This window comes from Photobacterium kishitanii (genome assembly GCF_000613045.3).
In the GTDB taxonomy this organism is placed as follows: Bacteria; Pseudomonadota; Gammaproteobacteria; order Enterobacterales; family Vibrionaceae; genus Photobacterium; species Photobacterium kishitanii.
This window is the reverse complement of sequence record NZ_LN794353.1, coordinates 308,579-326,150: the sequence shown is the minus strand read 5'-3', so window position 1 is coordinate 326,150 and position 17,572 is coordinate 308,579. Positions and strand designations below refer to the sequence as shown.

At 34.1% G+C, this 17,572-nt stretch carries 17 protein-coding genes; 15 read left to right on the top strand and 2 right to left on the bottom strand.

Annotation, left to right across the window (positions count from 1 at the left end):
* The first annotated feature begins 275 nt into the window (after positions 1-275).
* On the top strand, positions 276-1,388 hold the full coding sequence (locus PPBDW_RS16785; protein WP_036790580.1) for a polysaccharide deacetylase family protein: 1,113 nt from the start codon (positions 276-278) through the stop codon (positions 1,386-1,388).
* Positions 1,389-1,663: 275 nt separating this feature from the next.
* Here PPBDW_RS16785 and PPBDW_RS16780 read toward each other — a convergent pair whose 3' ends face one another.
* Positions 1,664-2,083: a lipocalin-like domain-containing protein gene (locus PPBDW_RS16780; RefSeq protein WP_036790577.1), complete on the bottom strand. Its 420-nt coding sequence runs from the start codon at positions 2,081-2,083 to the stop codon at positions 1,664-1,666.
* 526 nt (positions 2,084-2,609) lie between these two features.
* On the opposite strand from PPBDW_RS16780, the gene PPBDW_RS16775 reads away from it, so the two are divergent.
* The 5 genes from PPBDW_RS16775 to efeB all read left to right on the top strand — a co-directional run bounded on the left by PPBDW_RS16775 (position 2,610) and on the right by efeB (position 6,559).
* Complete coding sequence (locus PPBDW_RS16775; RefSeq protein WP_036790575.1) at positions 2,610-3,164, top strand: iron transporter; 555 nt, start codon at positions 2,610-2,612, stop codon at positions 3,162-3,164.
* A 70-nt stretch (positions 3,165-3,234) separates the two neighbouring features.
* A complete protein-coding gene (locus tag PPBDW_RS16770; RefSeq protein ID WP_036790572.1) occupies positions 3,235-3,582 on the top strand; it encodes a cupredoxin domain-containing protein in 348 nt (115 codons plus the stop codon).
* A complete protein-coding gene (locus PPBDW_RS16765) occupies positions 3,579-4,415 on the top strand; it encodes an FTR1 family iron permease (protein ID WP_036790569.1) in 837 nt (278 codons plus the stop codon). Before PPBDW_RS16770 ends, PPBDW_RS16765 begins: the two co-directional genes overlap by 4 nt.
* Positions 4,408-5,298 carry an EfeM/EfeO family lipoprotein gene (locus PPBDW_RS16760; RefSeq protein ID WP_036790566.1) on the top strand — a complete coding sequence of 297 codons (891 nt, stop codon included), beginning with the start codon at positions 4,408-4,410 and terminating at the stop codon, positions 5,296-5,298. The genes PPBDW_RS16765 and PPBDW_RS16760 overlap by 8 nt, the downstream gene beginning before the upstream one ends.
* Positions 5,299-5,320: 22 nt before the next feature.
* On the top strand, positions 5,321-6,559 hold the full coding sequence (gene efeB / locus PPBDW_RS16755) for an iron uptake transporter deferrochelatase/peroxidase subunit (protein ID WP_243423026.1): 1,239 nt from the start codon (positions 5,321-5,323) through the stop codon (positions 6,557-6,559).
* Between the two features lie 201 nt (positions 6,560-6,760).
* Here efeB and PPBDW_RS16750 read toward each other — a convergent pair whose 3' ends face one another.
* Positions 6,761-8,506 carry an EAL domain-containing protein gene (locus PPBDW_RS16750; RefSeq protein WP_036790563.1) on the bottom strand — a complete coding sequence of 582 codons (1,746 nt, stop codon included), beginning with the start codon at positions 8,504-8,506 and terminating at the stop codon, positions 6,761-6,763.
* 852 nt (positions 8,507-9,358) lie between these two features.
* Here PPBDW_RS16750 and PPBDW_RS16745 point away from each other — a divergent pair.
* From PPBDW_RS16745 to PPBDW_RS16705, 9 genes are all read left to right on the top strand, one after another.
* Positions 9,359-9,529 carry a hypothetical protein gene (locus PPBDW_RS16745; RefSeq protein ID WP_155521647.1) on the top strand — a complete coding sequence of 57 codons (171 nt, stop codon included), beginning with the start codon at positions 9,359-9,361 and terminating at the stop codon, positions 9,527-9,529.
* 106 nt (positions 9,530-9,635) lie between these two features.
* Positions 9,636-10,202 carry a fimbrial protein gene (locus PPBDW_RS16740; RefSeq protein ID WP_036792795.1) on the top strand — a complete coding sequence of 189 codons (567 nt, stop codon included), beginning with the start codon at positions 9,636-9,638 and terminating at the stop codon, positions 10,200-10,202.
* On the top strand, positions 10,199-12,556 hold the full coding sequence (gene pefC, locus PPBDW_RS16735) for a PefC/AfrB family outer membrane usher protein (protein ID WP_054262142.1): 2,358 nt from the start codon (positions 10,199-10,201) through the stop codon (positions 12,554-12,556). The genes PPBDW_RS16740 and pefC overlap by 4 nt, the downstream gene beginning before the upstream one ends.
* A complete protein-coding gene (locus PPBDW_RS16730; protein WP_181950653.1) occupies positions 12,546-13,232 on the top strand; it encodes a fimbria/pilus periplasmic chaperone in 687 nt (228 codons plus the stop codon). The genes pefC and PPBDW_RS16730 overlap by 11 nt, the downstream gene beginning before the upstream one ends.
* Before the next feature lie 146 nt (positions 13,233-13,378).
* On the top strand, positions 13,379-13,915 hold the full coding sequence (locus tag PPBDW_RS16725) for a DUF5462 family protein (protein ID WP_036790557.1): 537 nt from the start codon (positions 13,379-13,381) through the stop codon (positions 13,913-13,915).
* Between the two features lie 182 nt (positions 13,916-14,097).
* Positions 14,098-14,823, top strand: a complete 726-nt coding sequence (locus PPBDW_RS16720; protein WP_036790554.1) for a F4 family fimbrial subunit — start codon at positions 14,098-14,100, stop codon at positions 14,821-14,823.
* Between the two features lie 93 nt (positions 14,824-14,916).
* A complete protein-coding gene (locus PPBDW_RS16715; protein ID WP_036790552.1) occupies positions 14,917-15,687 on the top strand; it encodes a F4 family fimbrial subunit in 771 nt (256 codons plus the stop codon).
* A 171-nt stretch (positions 15,688-15,858) separates the two neighbouring features.
* Positions 15,859-16,584 carry a F4 family fimbrial subunit gene (locus PPBDW_RS16710; protein ID WP_036790549.1) on the top strand — a complete coding sequence of 242 codons (726 nt, stop codon included), beginning with the start codon at positions 15,859-15,861 and terminating at the stop codon, positions 16,582-16,584.
* 80 nt (positions 16,585-16,664) lie between these two features.
* Positions 16,665-17,399: a F4 family fimbrial subunit gene (locus PPBDW_RS16705; RefSeq protein WP_036790546.1), complete on the top strand. Its 735-nt coding sequence runs from the start codon at positions 16,665-16,667 to the stop codon at positions 17,397-17,399.
* Positions 17,400-17,572 lie beyond the last annotated feature (173 nt).

Here is a 17,572-nt window from a genome sequence, read left to right as displayed (position 1 = left end):
CATTGGTTGGTGCGATATGTATAAAGCATTATCTGAGTGGTAGTGGAATAGGTAATATTATGGCTATGCCAGTTAATTATAACTATGAAAATGTTACATTTAGATTGATAACTGAGTCAATAAAATCAAGCGCTTAATATGCAACATGTTAGGCATGTTCTCAAATCGACATAATATATTACACATATATTATTGAACATGATGCATAGTCGTATATGATTCTCCCGAAAATTATTCTCATTACGAATAGTTTTATTTTTTTATTTAGGGAATTTATGACTCGTATTAAAAACACACATTTAGCATGCCTTTTATTAACATCTATTTCATTTTCAACATTTGCATCAGTAGATGATATTAATAATAAACCACAATTTGTCGTTATCAGTCTTGATGACGGTGTGAATCAAGAAATGGAAAAAAGTGTTGCTCAATTAAACAGCACTGTTCCATTAACATTTTATGTCAATGTTGTGCAACAAGCTGGTGGATGGGTTTATGAAGAATCAATGCTTGATATCGTTTGTGTTAATGATGATGGATTAACAACAGGCGATCCACAATGTGTAAGCAACCCTAAATCAATTAATAATTTATATAAGAAAGGTCACGAATTTGCTCTACATACATATTCACACCCAGCTATTGCATCAGGTAATCAAGGTGAACCTTTAACTCAATCTCAAATTGAGAAGGAATTAAAGAAAAATTATGAATTTTTGGTCGCTTCAGGTATTCCAGGCGATAAGATAAAAGGATTCCGTGCACCCTTTTTAGATACTAACAGTAGTGGTTGGGACCGTGAGAATAAGAATGCAGCGTTAGGTCATTTGCAAGGTATAATGAATCAATTAAATATTAGTTATGATTCTTCACTTTCTGCTGCACCAGAACAAACGCAGCCAAGAAAAGGGGTTCGCCACTGTACATCAATACCAGGTGGATGGGATAACGTACACTGTGATTTTTCTCAAAAAGAGCAATTTAATTGGGAAGATGGTGGTTACCCTAAATATACAGTAGCAACACAGCCTAAAAGTAATCAATTATTTATGGGTTACAAATATATCGATGGTAGTATTGTAAACGTTATGGATACAGTATTTGGAGCTTGTAACCAAACTTGTACTCCAGAGCAAGCAAAGAATATTTGGATGGAAAATTTCTTAAACCATTATAAGGATGCTTCTCGACCACCATTTGGTATTTATTTACATCGTCAGTCATTATCAATTAGTGATGAAGTTGATGGTTTAAATGCATTTATTAAAGAAGTTCAACTGGAGTATCCGAATACGTATTTTGTAACAGCAAGTCAGGTTAGTGATTATTATAAAATAGGTGTAGATCTTACTCCTGAACAAATTAAAGCATTTTTAAGTAAATAAAAAAAGCTGTAAAATTATATGCTGCCTGTGATGTGTACATTCATGTACACATCAATTTTACTATTTAGTGAGTAAATTAATAAGACCTATGCTTGTCTTTTGTGAAAAATGTAGGTTTTATAATATACAGCATTGAAAAAACAATTAAATATAAGGACTTAGATATCGCTTAATCCATATATGATACTTATCAATATGAATTTTTGTTTGATATTATCTCAACAAAATTATTTATTATGGTTACTATATTTAATCTTATTGGTTTCTTTTTGTCTTTAAATATTATTCTTTCTTTTCCATGTTAATGTGGCAGTACTTAAATTACCATCAATACCAACTTGTTGTAGTGTGTTAATAATAAGTTTGTCATCTTCAAGTATTATTTCACGTTGTAATGTTAAACCAACCCAAGATGGATTCCATGAAATTTCAATATGAAAGTCACATTTGTTTCCATTGAGATCGTAACGTCCCATGTATGCCATCATACTATTATAAAGATAATTACTATCTTCAATTTTATTACTTGTTCTTCTGGACTCATTCGTGATGATAACACTAACACAATTATCTTCAGTGAATATAATTGTTCCATTAGGATTATCACCCATAATGTTAGTTTTAACTTTAGTCTCTAAGATGGTATGACTAAATGAAATTAAGTCCCAAGAACCCCATAATTTTTTTATGTTCATATATAATCCTTTCTTTTTATAAAATGATTTATTAAGTGTATAACAAAAAATTAAAATATTTTGTTGCTGATATTAATGATTAAAGTTTGACTATTATAGATAAATATTGAGTCATTTTATGAAGTAAATTATAAAAGAAGATATAAAAATACTGTCATAATACATATATATCAACAGATCTTCATCACGGTATGAACTGAGATGATATACAATATCTACCTATCTACCTATCTACCTATCTACCTATCTACCTATCTACCTATCTACCTATCTACCTATCTACCTATCTACCACTTATATATGATTTTTAATATAAATGGTTACTAAAGAGTCGCGACCGAAGTGCTATTTCCATTTACGCGTTAAGACTAAATGTGACACTAAAATGAAAAGTGTATCCTAAGATGGATATTTGTGTTTATTTTGTAAAACTTAGTTTTCACTTGAATTTGATAAAAATGTTGGTTAATGATAGTGATAATCAATATCATTTGGTTCTTTATTGCAATTAATCATGGAATAGATAATGAAAAAAACATCTCTAGCTATCGCATCAACTTTAATTTTGTTTTCAGCTACTGCAACTTCTCAAGAATATCCTTTAGGTCAACCAACGATTAAAGATGGTATGGAAATCCAAGGCGTTTATTTACAGCCTATAACGATGGACATGGGAAAAGACAAAACCATGACTACACTACCAGCCAATAAGGCAGATATCCATTTGGAAGCGGATATACATGCTGCTGAGGAAAATCCAAATGGGTTTGCCGAAGGTGACTGGATTCCATACCTAACGATTAAATATTCTGTAACTAAACTGGGAGATAAAAAAGAAGCGCAGTCAGGTATGTTTATGCCAATGGTTGCTAGTGATGGTCCTCACTATGGTAAAAACATCAAATTGGATGGAAATGGTAAATATAAAGTTGTCTTTACTATTTATCCGCCATCATACAATAAAAATGCTCCTTTTTACCGTCATATTGATAAAGAGACAGGTGTTGCACCATGGTTTAAACCTTTTGATGTTTCATGGGAATTTAATTATGCCGGCGTCGGGCGAAAGGGAAGCTATTAAAAATTATATCTAAATAAAGAGGAGGGTGACCTCCTCTTATTTTTATTTATCAAATTAATATTGAGGCAAAATGAAAAAGTATTTAACACTTATTATTCTCTCATTTTATTTATTTTCGCCTATATCTGTTCATGCCGCTGAAAAATTTACGGTTAATTTACAAATTAAAAATGGCGATCTAATTCCACTTGTTTTAGAGGTTCCAACAAAAAAAATAATTCGGATTAAAATTTCAAATATAGGTAATCAACCCGCTGAATTTGAAAGCACTCAATTACGAAAAGAAAAAGTATTAGCTCCGGGGGCTAGCTCGGTTGTTGTCATTGCACCACTAAGGCAAGGTACTTATACATTTTTTGACGACTTCCATTTAGATCATCCAAAAGGAAAAATTATAGCTAAAGAGTCAAGCCAATGAAGGGACAAGTATTATTTGTAATTTGGCGTGAGAGTATTGAAGCTTTACTGCTCATTGGCATTATTTACGCTTGGATTAAACAGCATGTAGATAGCCGCAACGGATTACGTTACTTATGGGGTGGTGTAGCAATAGGGATCTGTACATCTATTTTACTCGCATTGTTAATCTATGGTGTATTCAATGTCTTGAGTGATACCGGCCAATCATTATTTATGATTATGATGGAGTTCGTTGCGTGCATATTAATTGTTCAAATGGTTTATTGGATGAATCGTCATAGTGGTTCAATGAAATCCGAAATTGTATCAGGATTAGAGGCGAGAACAGAAAATCAACATTGGTGGGGAGTTACCTTCATAGTTGCCATTGCGATTGCGAGAGAAGGTAGTGAAATCGTAGTATTTTTATCGGGTGTTATTATGTCTCTTAACTCTGCAAATGCAGCCGATTTTTTTGCAGAAGTTGGTGGCGGTATTGTTATTGCGGCATTAACGCTTTATCTGTTTACCTTAATTAATCATTATGTACCTTGGCGTATTTTCTTTAATACAACAGGAATTATTTTATTATTTCTAGCTGTTTCATTATTACTAAAAGGTGTTGAGGGAAGTATTAATTTACTTATTGAGTACGATTATTCTGTACCTGATATTCTGTACTATCCAGCTTGGAATACGACTGCATTGCTTGATGATTCAGGATTTTTTGGCAATCTATTGAATTCATTCTTTGGCTATCGATCGCAGCCTATTTGGTTAAGTGTTATTACGTTTGTTTTTTACTGGATGGTTATTGCCGTTATATTTTCACGGAGAAGAAAGTATGCGTAATAACGTTAGTATTTTAATCCTTTACGTATTTGTTTCGCTGTTGTTTGCACAAGGAGCAGCAGCTAAAGCATTGCGGTCACCTGTGCAAACGGGTAGTGAAATTATCATAGCGAAAGGTGATATTCCTACTCCAGAAAAGTACAAACAAGTAACTGTAACATATATGGGTTATGTATCTAAAAATATTGAAAATATGATATGTCAGTTAAATAGCCTAAAAAGTAGTTTAAAGGTTAACAATATAGCAAGTGCACAAGTTGCTTATGTTAGAGCTCATCAATATTATGAAATGGTGCGGCCTATTGTGCGGTTATTTGGTAATACTGATCGAGTTATTAATTCACGTAGTGATGATTTTCTCGATGGTGTTAAGGATTACCGTTTCAAAGGTTTTCATTTAGTTGAATATTTGCTTTTTAATCAAAAAAATACTCAAGTTGCATTGGCTGCTGTTGATGAGTTATTGATGAATTCAAATGATTTAGCACGAAGAGTAAAAGCTGAAGATATTGATATTGCTAAATTGATTCAGTCATCTGCTGATTTTATTGAGATGGTATTGGAGACTAAAATTTCAGGTAAAGAAAATAGATACAGTTTATCTGACTTAGCGGATATCGCTGCTAACGTAAAAGGGTCTTTATATATAGTCGGTGAAGTTAAACCTTTTATCCCTAAAGACTCATTAGCGCCAATATTACATAATTATAGTGAAATCATAGATATCCTCGATGGCTATAAACTGAATAATAACGAATATAAATTGTATAATAGTTTAAGTTCAAAGGATAAAACAAAATTATATTCTGTACTGACGCAGCAAGCATATTTACTCGCAACACTAAGGGCAAAATTGAACCTTGATGTGTATTACAAATATTAAAGAATATATGGAAATAAATAGCATGAAATCATCTTCAATTTTTAAAATTTCTAGACGTAATGCATTAAAAACGCTTGTTGCAGGTAGTGCACTATTTACTATTCCAACTATAGTAGCAAAAGAAACGTATTCTGAACGTAAGTATAATCATAAGATTGATTATAAAGGACATCATCAAGCAGGTGTGATTACTAAAGAGCAAAAAAATGTTTCTTTTGTAACCTTTATTGTAACAGCAAGTAGTTTAGAAGAATTAAAAGATCTCTTCAAAATTATCACAAATCGGATTGCTTATTTAACTCAACCCCAAAAATTGCCGCTTAATAGTAATGATAAAATGCCACCCTTTGAGTCAGGAATGCTTGGCGAGCATTTAGATCCTGATTCGTTAACGGTAACTGTTTCATTAGGCTCGAGTTTATTTGATTCTCGTTTTGGTCTTAAACATTTAAAGCCAAGGCATTTAGTTGCTATGACGAGTTTTCAAAATGACAGACTTGACTCTGATTGGTGTGGTGGAGATATCGCGTTACAGATATGTGCAAATAGTCCTGAGAGTGTGGTTTATGCTTTACGTGATATTTTACAACACACGAGTTTATATTTAGCGCCACACTGGAAAATAGATGGGTTCTTACCATCGCGCGATATTGATCATAAATCAACGCCTGTGAATTTGTTTGGTTTTAAAGATGGTACAGGTAATGCTCCTGCCGATAATACAGATCTAATGAATGAGTTAGTTTGGGTTACAGATAGCGATAAAGAACCGACTTGGTGTCGAGGGGGATCATATCAAGCAGTTCGCTTAATTCGCTTTAATCTTGAGTTTTGGGATCGAACGCCTTTAGAAGATCAAGAAAATGACTTTGGTCGTCATAAAGTAACTGGTGCTCCACTAGGAATGAAACATGAGCACGATTCTCCTGAATATGAGAAAGATCCGCATGGAGATCGTATCTTATTTAATTCACATATGCGTAGAGCTGAGCCGCGTAATCCAGAGCGATACACTGCGAAATTACGACGACGCAGTTATAGTTATTCGTTAGGGATAAATGAGTCGGGAATGTTAGATATGGGGCTCATTTTTATCTCTTATCAGAAAAACCTTAAAACTGGTTTTATTAATACGCAAAAAAGGCTCAATGGTGAACCACTAGAGCGTTATATAAAACCATTTGGTGGCGGTTATTATTTTGTGTTGCCTGGCGTAATAAATGATGGTGAATATCTTGGTGAAGTGTTGTTTAATAATTGATATTAAAAGGTTTTATGTCTTCATTTAACATGGTCATAAATAGATATTCTGCAGAAGGAATGCAGCGTCTGGATTGAGTGTCCTGAGGTGAAAATGTTATGTAGAAATCTTTTAAATAGACCTAATAAAATATACACATATACGTAGCGAAAAATTAATAATCGCTACGTTGCTGAATTACTTAATAATGCAGAAATATATTTAGTTGTTACCTAAAACTTGATATAGCTCTACGGTTGATTTTACATTTAATTTATTTAAGACTCTTTTTTTGTATGTGCTTATTGTCTTTTCATTTAAATCAAGTTCTCTTGCAATATATTTATTTGTAAAACCTGCAATAAGAAGCTTAGTTACTGCTTGTTCTTGTTTCGATAATGAATCGTATTCTAAATTTAATGAGATTTTGCTTTTTTTTATATTGTAAATGATTTTTTTTACGTCCTCTTGCAATGTCCCTGATTTTATAACTGGAATGATATTATTTATTGTTTTTATACTATGATTTTTATCTTTCTCGACGAGTAATAGTAATGAAACATTATTATCATTTAGTTTGTTTTCCCAATTGATGTCCTCTAGTTTATCAATGGATAGTGAATCGGAGATGATATAATTTATAGGGTAATCACGTAAAGTACAATTAATGGAATCTGTATTCGATGCTGTGATGATTGAGTAGTCAGTTAGTTCTTTTGATAATAACCGTTCTAACGCTAACATACTTAATGAGTTATCAATGAATATTAAAATAGTCGTATTTTTACAAACTAAAGGCTGATTCTTTTTTGTTTCAATGAAGAGATTATATAGCTCTTTTAATTCATGTATTGGGAGAGGCTTGCCTGTATAATATCCTTGGCAGACATCTATACCTAATTCTCGCAGGTATTCCCAAGTTTCCTTATCTTCTACACCCTCAGCAACGCAGTTAATTCCTAATGATTGAGCTAAAAACAACGATAATTTAGTCATTTGTTGACGTTTGTAATCGTGACATATTCCTGAAATGAACTTTTTATCAATTTTAATTTCAGCAACTGGTAGATTAATTAATTGGTCAAGTGAAGCATAACCAGTACCAAAGTCATCAATAGATAACTTGATATTATTTAACTCTAAGCGAGCTAAATTAGCAAGTAACGTTGGCGTTCTACGATATGCCTGTTCTTCAGTTAATTCGAGTGTTAGGTTTGAATTGGCAAAATTATTTTTACGACAGATATTTAAAATTAGATCGCAAATTTCTTCTTGTAATATGTTTTTGGTTATATTTATCGATAATTTAACATTAAAACCAAATGTCCCTAGTGCTGATGTCGCTTTATCTAGTACGAGATGAAACAAATGAGACATTAATCCCATATCTTCTATCATCGGTATAAATACCTTCGGTTCTATATCACCATAAATGGGATGTCGTATGCGGGCAAGCGCTTCTACTGCCAATAGATCACCACTTCTAAAATCAAATTGTGGTTGATAGACTAAAAATATCCAATTTTCGCTAAATGCTCGAATAATATCAATACTTGATAGTGGTTTGTCTATTTCATTTAAATGTAATTCATTATTTTCTTTAGTTATCCTACATAATATTCGTTCTAATGAAGTAATATCAAATGGTTTATAAAGCATAGAAACATGCTTATAATTTAGTTGATTACACATGTCATAAGTAAGCTGAGAAATATTTTCATTTCCTGAACTCATTAGTACGATATTTTGAAGCTCTTTGTTATGAATAAATTTAAATAGTATCGTTATACCATCAATATCAGTAATGTCGATATTACAGAATATGAGATTAAAATGATTTTGCTGTAGCTCTTTTATAGCTAGATCAGCATTGTTAACAATGATAATTTTACACATATTAATGTTTAATAGGATACTTTTTAATTTTTTAGATTGAAATATATCACTTTCAATAATTAGTATATTCATAGCATGCTTACTTTTCTTTATAGTGGTTAATGAATCGATAATTAATACGTGAATCATAAATCTGATTTTTGTGGGTAACTTATTTTACTTATGATACACATTGTATTTTAAAGAAAACTCTCAAGTCTTATTTTTATAATTGGATAATAGAGTATTCTTAGTTGTTATTAATGCCGTTAATAGTAGTTTATATATAACATATTTGTTATCAAGTGGTTTATTGTAAGAATTTTCTTAATTGTTTTTATATTGAAATAGTTATTTCATTTTTGTTTCATTTTTACTTTTTTAAGTGGCATATATATTTAATATGCAATATTATGCACTTGTTTTATCATTATGCTTTGCTGATAATCTTCTTAATTACTTGTTTTAATTGACTAATGAAATATATTTTCGCCACTGAATAATAATCATATTTAAATTTAATTAGATGGTTCATTTAATATTTTATGGTTAATAATAATTAACTCATCAAGGTACTAGCTGAGTCATTTTACTCACCTTAATTGTTAATATATTGATTCATTACTTGGGTTTTATTAGGTGCTCGGATAGAAAAATAGAGAGATTCTTACAATAAAAATCCCAACAATACTCATTTGGAATAAAAATCATGCTGTACTAGTTTATTGTGTTACGTATTTGTTTAATTTTTGTGGGAATTATCTGTATTTATTTTTTGTTTGGTGTTGATACAATAGCTTTACTTTATTTAGAAAGACCAAGAGTACAATCTCAATTAAAGTTTTTAATTTGGTCTGTGTGGATATATTTTATACAGTGTAAGTAATTCTTTTTGTTTATACGAAGGTTGAATGTTAATAAAAGAGAATAGGTAATGATATGTTTATGGAATGGATCGCACGATATGAACAACAGCAAGAAAAAAAAACACTAAAAAATAAAATGAACAAAGTGCGGCGTGAATTAGTTAAAGCTATTGATAAAAATGATCATATAAAAAGAGATGAATTGATTTCTTTGTATTTCACGTATCTGGCTGAATTTGAAAAAAAATGATTTTTCTAGTGATAGTGACATTTATTTCATTGTCTTCGCCGTCAATATATAAAAGGTGATGTGTTTTTATAATATAAAAGCTATTAAAAATAGTGAGGTCTTATTTGTGAAACGATTATGGTTGTACTCTCTCTTATTCACTCCCATGGTGGCATTTGCATCGTCGAAGCTGGCGTTAAAAAGTCAAATTTATGTTAATGGTGTGGTGGTTGGTTCAGCTTGTTCGGTAGTTGTCGATAGTGGTGTTTCTCGCAGTGGACTAATTGAATTTGGAACGCACGATAAAAATAAATCAAATCGTCGTGGTACTAAAAGTCACCCTTTTACTGTTAAGCTTTATGAAAAACAGGCAACTGAACCTGGGTGTAGTGCTTTTTTAGCTGGTAATGATTTTGTAAAATTTTCTTTCGGGGATAAGTCTGTTAATCAGTTAGATGAACGTGGTGTTATTACACAGGGGGCTGGAGATAATATTCGTATTGCTATTTCATCTACAGACACTGGGGTGGTAAGTAATCGTAATACGATAACGGTAAATAATGCAGAGCTAACGTATCCGAACCAGTTTGCAGCAAAAGGTGTGTTTGGTTTTATGGCAACGGCTGATGGGTTAGATAGTGCTGAGGTCGGTGAATATTATGGATCGTTATCGTTAGTGGTGACGTATCAATGAGGAGTCGTTATTCATTTTTGGCTGTAAGTAGCGTATTGGCCTGCTACAGCGCAGTATTAGATGCCGGTGAATTAAATCTCAGTTTCTTGCAGGGAGGAGCAAAAATAGATACTGCAGCTTGGGAGAGTTTAAATAATAAATATACACCTGGGCGCTATTTAGTGGATATAGTCTTTAATGATAAAGATTTGGGCAAACGTGTTTTCACCGTTACCAGTGAAGATAAAGACAGCATATGTTTAACGAATAAGTGGTTGAGTGATGCAGGAATTGTGATTGAACCACAATTTTATGCAAAGGTGTTTAATACAACACGTCAGTGCTATGAGTTGGGCAATGAGCCTAATAGTCATGTTGATTTTGATTTTTTAACTCAAAATGTTCGTTTTTCTTTACCTCAAAAAGGTTTATTACGTCAGTCAGCGATTCGTCCCGATTGGGATTATGGCATCTCTGCTATTCGCCTTAATTATAATACGAATGCCAATATTAATGATGTGGGGACTGACGCTTATGCTGCAACGGATATAACTGCAAATACGAGGAAGTGGATAGCAACGACATCTATAAACGTTAATAAAACGGGGGGTGATATCTCTATGATTAGTGCCACTCGTGCTTTACAGAATTTAAATGCAGATTTGACGTTAGGGAAAACATTTGTCAGTAGCTCATTAGCAGGTAGTACAAGTCTATTAGGAATGAGCTTAACCAGTAACAGTACTATGCTGCCAAATAAATTAGGTTACACGCCTGTATTTTCAGGTATTGCGCGAACAAATGCACGCGTAACCTTGATTCAAAATGGTAGTACTGTGTATTCGGAAATTGTGCCACCGGGACCGTTTGAAATAAAAAATGCTAATTTATTGAGTAGCGGTGATGTCACTATGACAGTGACAGAGTCAGATGGATCAGTTTCAACACAGTTATTTCCGTTAACGATTGTACCGAATATGTTGAGTCCAGGTGAATCTGAGTATGGGGTATTTGCTGGATTAAGGGAAAATGAAGGAAGAGAAAAGCTCGATGGTATTTTTACAGCAGTATCTTACGGATATGGATTTGACAATTATACGTTGAAGTCAAGTGCATTGTTACATGGGAAATATACTAATGTAGGTATTGGAGGGGTGCGAGGATTAGGACAATGGGGGACGTTGGCCGTTCAGGGGGCTTATTCTTATGGAAAATATAATGATTATAGTAAACGGAGTGGCGGAAAACTTTCACTAACTTATGCTAAAACATTTAGTAGAGATACCAGTTTACAAGTAGCTAGTGCTCAGTATACCTCAGAAAATTATACTGAATTTTCTGACTTTATGCCATGGCAACGGCAAAACGATCAGCGTAAGAAGCAGCAGAGCCAGTATGAACTGAGCCTAACTCATCGGTTGGCTGATAATATTGATGTTGGACTATCAGGCTGGCACCGACGGTATTGGGGAGACAGTGAGACGAGTATAGGCTTTAACAGTAATGTATCTGCTCGATTTGAACAATTTAGCCTTAACTTGGGGAGTACTTATTCGCAAACAGGTAATGGAACGGGATATGGGGTATCACTCTCGATATCGGTGCCTTTTGATACATTTAGTCGTAAATATAATTCTTATGCCAGCGTTAATATTACAGATGATGGAAGTATGAGTATGAATAGCGGTATTTCTTCGACACTCAGTGAAAATATTGATTATTCTGCCAGCATTGGATGGTCACACCCGAATGGTGACCCGACATATTCTTTACAATCGAGTTATCGAGGTGATCGTGTACTTTTGAATACTCAGCTTTCTCAAGCTGGGAGAAATGTGACTGGGTCTGCATCTGTTTCGGGATCTGCCATTATTTTGCCGACTAAGCGAGATATTATTTTTACGCGGAATACGACTGATACGATAGCAATTGCTAATGTGGCGAATACAGAAGGTGTGAAGTTTATGTCTTCTCCTTATCCAACAAATAGTAAGGGAAATACAATTATTCCTATCAGTGGTTATAACGTTAATAATATTACATTGGATGGTTCAACTTTACCGAGAGATAAAGAGTTATTGAAGACTAATATAACGGTGGTTCCTACGAGTGGTGCTGTGGTTTATATGCCTTTTAGCTCAATAACGGTTAAACGCTATCTATTACAAATAAAAGATAAAAATGGGAAATTTGTCCCAAATGGAACATGGGCTAGGTCGGTAACAGGAGTACCTCTGGGGTTCATTTCTCAATATGGTGTGTTGTTTATCAGTAGTATCGATAAACCAACTGGTTTGGTCTTAGGTAATTGTGAAATTTCGGGTACAGCAATTCAAGATACACATGAATTACAAGAGGTGGTATGTGAAAATTAAAAAAATGTTATTAGCAGTCTTTCTTCCTTTAATAATGTCTAACAGCGCTTCTGCAGCTTTGGCTTTGGATACAACACGGTATATTTATAATGGTAGTACCTCTTTTGTTTCAGCAATAGCAAATAACGAATCAGATGAAATGTATGGTGGGCAAGTATGGATTGACAATATTACTGAAAGTGATACCCGTCCGACGTTTGTTACGACACCATCATTTTTCAAAATTAACGGTAATGAACGACAGGTGTTTCGTATTATGAAAATGTCGGATCATATGCCAAAAGATAAAGAATCGATCTATTGGCTAAATTTACAAGAAATTCCTCAAGCTAATAAAGGAAGTGGGTTATCAATGGCGATCCGCACACGGGTTAAGTTGATTTATCGCCCAGAAACTATTGTTAAAGATCGTCCTGGTGCTGAAAAAAATATGACAGTTCAACATTTGCCTGGGCAACAGTGGTTGGTAAATAGTACTCCTTATATTTTTGCTATTAGTGAGGTTTTTGATAATAAAAATAAACCTTTAGCTTTTAATGAGGTGGATACAAATAAATTAACGATGTTTATGCCTGGTGATAAGGTGAATGTGACTGGGAAGATAGTTAATTCTGTGAGGGCATTAAATGATTATGGTAACTTAGAAACGTATATATTAAAAAATCCGATTAAGTAATTGTATATTAATTAGGTTGTTATGATTTTATTTTTAAATCATCATTATTAAATATAACGTAATATTTATTGTGATATAAAATTAATCATTAAGTTAACTTAATTGTTGGTTTTCGTGTTTTACTTTATCTTAAATAGGTAAGTAATATGAATGATAACGTAAAATTTTTTTTTACTTTCCTGTTGTTTATTAGTTTAATTGTAATTAATAGAGGGACTGCTTTTTCTCAACCACTTATCATTAATCCAGCTGCTATTTCATTAGGAAGTGTTAATGGTGAGGTGATAAATAATCAATATGTTTCAATTAGTAAAGTATTAAGTAACTCAGTTTTATTATCGGTTAGACAGTCAGAATTAGAGACTAAATTACAGTCGTTATTAATTAATAATGCTGTATTAAATCATAACAAGAATAGTGGTATTTCGATTGTCATAACAGAGCCTACGGCTCAAGGCGATATTAATGTAGAGGTTATATTGGAATTATGGCTGGATGGGCGTCGTGTTAGTGTAACTGGAGAACAAATGGGTAGTTCTGTTCGATTAATTATACCAAAACAATTTGATCATCTTGAAATTAAAATGGTAAATCCGTTAAAGATTCATGTTCCATTATCTTATCGGGGTGATTTTAATTTTGTGTTGGATGTTGAAGGATGGGGGGATAATAAAGGCTGTTAAGCGATAATTTTTTATTAAAGGAGAAGTGATGTAATAATAGAGTATGTTGTTTTATTTTAATTATACTTTTAACTCATGTAATTAAATCAATAAAAATATTAACACTTCCTAAATGTATTTATATGAATTAATAAAACTAGATGGGGCGTTATATTTAAAATATTAATAAAGGGATATTAAATATGAAAAAAACATTTTTAGCTGTATCAATATTATTCATAGCAGGTGCAGCTAATGCTGAAGTTCCTGAGGGGGGGTTCTCTGGAAAGCTAGATTTTAACGGTGCAATTACGGATACGAGACCTACCTGGATGTGGGAAATTCCTGACGCCTCAAAAAACGCCGCGACTGGGTGGAAGGCAGAGCTGAGGTATGGCGTTAGCGCTAATTCAAATACAACATGGACGTTCACAGATAAACCCAAACTTGATTTAATTCATGGTTATATGAAATCCCCTGCTGCTGAGGGGGGGGCTGGTATCACACCAGTGATTAAAGTTGGATCTACTAATAGTCAAACTACATTGGATGGCTCTGTACAAAAAATCACATTGGTTGCTAATGGTAAGGATTCATCTGATGCAGATGTTGCTGCTGGAGTAATGGAGCTAAACGTGCAAGGGTTTCTAGGTGGTGCGTATACTAATGGCGGCAAGAGCAGTACATTTGGCGCAGCAGAAGTTCAAGCTGTTGTTGTAAAACAGGCTGATTTTAATACTACTTATCCGTTGCTCCTTGACGGTTCTGGGTCTTTTTCAGAAGCGGAAACAGAGTTTGCTAAAGAAGCAAATAAAACTTTATCTGGTGCTTATGTAGTGAAAATTAGTGATTACAGTTTAACGTTCCCTACTGCCTCAATTCCAGCGAAATGGAATTCTATTGTACCTGTTACAGTTACTCTTAAATAAGTTGTTTTACTTATTACCTTTATTTAATGAGTATAAATATTAAGCCATAAAATAGATCTATCAGAAATAATATCGTTATTATGGAGATTAAAAATGAAAAGGAAAATGAAAATGAAAATGAAAAAAAGATTATTAATGGTCGCGATTTTGACATCTTTTTCTGCCCCGAGCGTTCATGCAGCAGTGGCTGAGGCTCCTCTTCATTCGGCGGGTGCGGGAGAGCTTACAATTAGCGGTACTATAGTAAATTCCAAAACAGATTGGTCTTGGGAAATTCCAGCAGCGTCGGCCGCTGCTACAGTTGATTGGGATGTGGATAAAAGAGAAGGGGTGATTGATGGCAATAACACCGTATACGATTTTACATCAAAAGGTACGATTACGGGGTTGAACGGAGTGATGGTAGAACCAAGCCCAAAGGCGAGGCTTGGTATTCTGCCTGTCATAGAGATAGGTGGTCAAAAACTAGGCAACGTGCAGAGTGTTGGTTCTGAAGAGTATAACCTAAAGCTACCAGTAAAGGGAGATAATAATACATCAGGATTCTTGGAAATGAGTGCTACCATTTATACAGCTGCGACGGCTAGGGGGGGAAATAATCAGACATTTGTAGCTAATAATGGTGCGGATAATTCTGCTCGATCTCTACTTAAAAAGCAGCCCTACTACAGTACAACATATACGAGTCCACATGATGAACCTATTGCTCCCGCGATGTGGGAGGTATTGACTAATACATCGTTTGCTCAGGTTTCCGCTGCGGTGTCTATAGAGTTAGAGCAGTTCAAATTGATATTCGCAACCAATAGTCAACCATCATCCACTTGGGCTGCGTCGTTACCTATAGTGGTTACGGTAATTTAATAAGAGATAAGGATGTTCTTTTTTTAGCGTCCTAGAGAATTAAATAACTTTCTATGTGTATTAGCTGCTGTTTAGCAGCTAATACACGCACTATGTTACTTACGTGTATCACAATGTTATAAATATTTTATAAAGAATAAATATCATAATATTAGTTAAAGGAATATTAATATGAGAAAAACATTATTAGCTGTATCAATATTATTTATGGCAGGTGCTGCTGATGCTGCAACTTCTGATGGTGGTTTTTCTGGAAAGCTAGATTTTAACGGTGCAATTACGGATACGAGACCTACCTGGATGTGGGAAATTCCTGACGCCTCAAAAAACGCCGCGACTGGGTGGAAGGCAGAGCTGAGGTATGGCGTTAGCGCTAATTCAAATACAACATGGACGTTCACAGATAAACCCAAACTTGATTTAATTCATGGTTATATGAAATCCCCTGCTGCTGAGGGGGGGGCTGGTATCACACCAGTGATTAAAGTTGGATCTACTAATAGTCAAACTACATTGGATGGCTCTGTACAAAAAATCACATTGGTTGCTAATGGTAAGGATTCATCTGATGCAGATGTTGCTGCTGGAGTAATGGAGCTAAACGTGCAAGGGTTTCTAGGTGGTGTATATGTTAATGGCAGGAGTGGCCAAAAATTTGGCGCAGCAGAAGTTCAAACTGTTGTTGCAAAACAGGCGAATTTTATTACTAAGTATCCGATTCTCATTGATGGTACTGGGTCTTTTTCAGAAGCGGAAGCAGAGTTTGCTAAAGAAGCAAATAAAACTTTATCTGGTGCTTATGTAGTGAAAATTAGTGATTACAGTTTAACGTTCCCTACGGCCTCAATTCCAGCGACATGGAATACTATCGTACCTGTTACAGTTACTCTTAAATAAGTTGTTTTAGTTGTTATTTGTAATATATCTCTGAACTTAAAGGAATAAAAATAAAAAAGACATTATTAATTGCGACTATTTTGACACCATTCTTTTTGATTAATACGGCGAATGCAGCACTATCTGAGGCTTCTATCGGTAGTGGTGGTGGTTTATTGGCTATAACTGGTTCTTTTGTGAATACGGCGCCTCTCTGGGGATGGGAAATTCCAGCAGAGACAGCAGCCGAAGTTCAAGACTGGACGATAGATAAAACTGCAGGAGTAGCGGCTGACAGTAATACTCAATTCGATTTCACGAGTAAAGGAACATTGTATATTCTTGATGGTATAACCCTAAAAGCTTCCGTAGGCGGGCCATCCATTCTTCCTCAAGTTGAAGTTGGAGGAGTACGGCAAGCCAATGGAACGTCAACTACTGTTATAGTGAAAGCACTTGGCAGTAATGGGGTTGAGGGAACCCTTGGATTTGAAACATTACATGCAACAGCGATTTCGCAGAGAATTTTGGGTAATGCAAACCCTGGAATTAGCTATCCAAATGATAGTGTTGTGGATGTAGCAATGCAACAGAGGGTTAAAACTGCGCTGGAAAATCAGATTTTAGCTTTAGGCGAAAGAAGTGATGGTGAGGGTGCAGCTTCTGGTGCGATTTTAGACGAGATTTTAGCTGGCCGAGCAGCTCATACAAGTATTATTAATTGGTTGACTGCTGCATCATCTGTTTCAGTGTCTGAAATTAAGCTCTCGTTCCCTACTGCTACAATTCCAGCGACTTGGACCGCATCTTTACCAATAACGATAACGATGAGTTAATTAACTATTAAGGACGTTGTTTCTTTAACCTCTTATTTTTATTAGAAACTCATTATATATATTGCCTGCCATTTGGTAGGCAATTTTCGTGTCTGTGTAAAGCCATTTAGTTCATCGCTTAATATACAAGCTCTATATTGGTATTAAAAAAGCTTTATAAATGACAGTACGCC

What these genes read in the sequence shown, in the direction of transcription:
- PPBDW_RS16760 (WP_036790566.1), top strand. Translation starts at nt 4,408, where the DNA reads ATGCGTAATAACGTTAGTATTTTAATCCTTTACGTATTTGTTTCGCTG.
- efeB (WP_243423026.1), top strand. Translation starts at nt 5,321, where the DNA reads ATGAAATCATCTTCAATTTTTAAAATTTCTAGACGTAATGCATTAAAA.
- PPBDW_RS16775 (WP_036790575.1), top strand. Translation starts at nt 2,610, where the DNA reads ATGAAAAAAACATCTCTAGCTATCGCATCAACTTTAATTTTGTTTTCA.
- PPBDW_RS16745 (WP_155521647.1), top strand. Translation starts at nt 9,359, where the DNA reads ATGGAATGGATCGCACGATATGAACAACAGCAAGAAAAAAAAACACTA.
- pefC (WP_054262142.1), top strand. Translation starts at nt 10,199, where the DNA reads ATGAGGAGTCGTTATTCATTTTTGGCTGTAAGTAGCGTATTGGCCTGC.
- PPBDW_RS16710 (WP_036790549.1), top strand. Translation starts at nt 15,859, where the DNA reads ATGAGAAAAACATTATTAGCTGTATCAATATTATTTATGGCAGGTGCT.
- PPBDW_RS16780 (WP_036790577.1), bottom strand. Translation starts at nt 2,083, where the DNA reads ATGAACATAAAAAAATTATGGGGTTCTTGGGACTTAATTTCATTTAGT.
- PPBDW_RS16765 (WP_036790569.1), top strand. Translation starts at nt 3,579, where the DNA reads ATGAAGGGACAAGTATTATTTGTAATTTGGCGTGAGAGTATTGAAGCT.
- PPBDW_RS16785 (WP_036790580.1), top strand. Translation starts at nt 276, where the DNA reads ATGACTCGTATTAAAAACACACATTTAGCATGCCTTTTATTAACATCT.
- PPBDW_RS16770 (WP_036790572.1), top strand. Translation starts at nt 3,235, where the DNA reads ATGAAAAAGTATTTAACACTTATTATTCTCTCATTTTATTTATTTTCG.
- PPBDW_RS16750 (WP_036790563.1), bottom strand. Translation starts at nt 8,506, where the DNA reads ATGAATATACTAATTATTGAAAGTGATATATTTCAATCTAAAAAATTA.
- PPBDW_RS16725 (WP_036790557.1), top strand. Translation starts at nt 13,379, where the DNA reads ATGAATGATAACGTAAAATTTTTTTTTACTTTCCTGTTGTTTATTAGT.
- PPBDW_RS16720 (WP_036790554.1), top strand. Translation starts at nt 14,098, where the DNA reads ATGAAAAAAACATTTTTAGCTGTATCAATATTATTCATAGCAGGTGCA.
- PPBDW_RS16715 (WP_036790552.1), top strand. Translation starts at nt 14,917, where the DNA reads ATGAAAAGGAAAATGAAAATGAAAATGAAAAAAAGATTATTAATGGTC.